This window comes from Hansschlegelia beijingensis (assembly GCF_045505405.1).
Classification (GTDB): domain Bacteria; phylum Pseudomonadota; class Alphaproteobacteria; order Rhizobiales; family Methylopilaceae; genus Methylopila; species Methylopila beijingensis_A.
Genome location: NZ_JBJKEX010000526.1, coordinates 1 through 1,334 on the forward strand (window position 1 = coordinate 1; position 1,334 = coordinate 1,334).

Here is a 1,334-nt window from a genome sequence, read left to right on the forward strand (position 1 = left end):
CGCGCGGCGAGCACAAGGCGGCGTTCGACGCCTATGTGCGCCGCGGCGAGGTCGCCTCGCTGAAGAGCCTGGAAGGCAAGGCGCTCGCCGCCGTGACCGACGCGCAGGGCGGCTATCTCGTGCCGGAGGTCACCGAACGCGAGATCGGCCGGCGGCTCGCCGAGGTCTCCCCGATCCGCGCCATCGCGACCGTGCGCCAGGTCACCGCCTCGGTGTTCCGCAAGCCGTTCGCGACCGGGGGCTTCGCCTCCGGCTGGGCGTCCGAGACCGGCGGCCGGTCGCAGTCCGCGACGCCGACGCTCGACGAGCTCGCCTTCCCGGCGATGGAGCTGTTCGCAATGCCGGCCGCGACCCAGACGCTGCTCGACGACGCGGCGGTCGACCTCGACCAGTGGATCGCCGAGGAGGTCGAGACCGCCTTCGCCGAGCAGGAGAGCGTCGCGTTCGTGACCGGCAACGGGACCACCCGGCCGCAGGGCTTCCTGACGCCCGCCAAGGTCGCGAACGCGGCCTGGGAGTGGGGCAAGATCGGCTATGTGGCGACCGGCGCCGACGGCGCCTTCGCGACCGCGAACCCCTCCGACCGCCTGCTCGACCTGATCTATGCGCTGCGCTCGGGCTATCGTCGCAACGCGACCTTCGTGATGAACCGCCGCACCCAGGCGGCGGTGCGGAAGCTGAAGGACGCGGACGGCCGCTATCTGTGGGAGCCGCCGGCGACCGGGCAGGGCGGCGCGACGCTGATCGGCTTCCCCGTCGCGGAGGCCGAGGCGATGCCGGACATCGACGAGGACGCCCACGCCATCGCCTTCGGGGATTTCCGCCGGGGCTATCTGGTGGTCGACCGGATCGGGGTCAGGATCCTGCGGGATCCCTTCACGGCCAAGCCCTACGTGCTGTTCTACACCACCAAGCGCGTCGGCGGCGGGGTCCAGGACTTCGACGCCATCAAGACGCTGAAGTTCGGCGAGAGCTGAGCTTCCGTCATCCCGGACGGTGGCGCGCGCCGCCGATCCGGGATCGCCTTCAGGATCGAGCGCCCCTCGCGGAGGACGATCCCGGCTCGCGCCGCGCTCGGCCCGAGCGACGCGCTCACGCCTTTCCTTCATCCCAGGACATCGTCATGCCCGCCGTGATGCTCACCGCGCCGGAGGCCGAGCCGATCGGTCTCGCGGACGCGAAGGCCTATCTGCGCCTCGACCACGACCACGAGGACCCGCTGGTCCAGGACCTGATCGCGGCCGCGGCCCGGCAGGTCGAGAAGCCGACGCGCCGCGTGCTGATCGCGCAGCGCTGGCGGCTCGACGTCCGGCTGCCCTGCGGGGAGGCGATCC

2 protein-coding genes are annotated in these 1,334 nt (G+C 72.1%); both read left to right on the forward strand.

The window, feature by feature from the left end:
* A partial coding sequence (locus ACIKT0_RS18360) for a phage major capsid protein (RefSeq protein ID WP_407106760.1) occupies window positions 1-977 on the forward strand: 977 nt, incomplete at its 5' end.
* A gap of 146 nt (window positions 978-1,123) precedes the next feature.
* Window positions 1,124-1,334 (forward strand): head-tail connector protein (locus ACIKT0_RS18365; protein WP_407106761.1); only part of this gene is annotated, 211 nt, incomplete at its 3' end.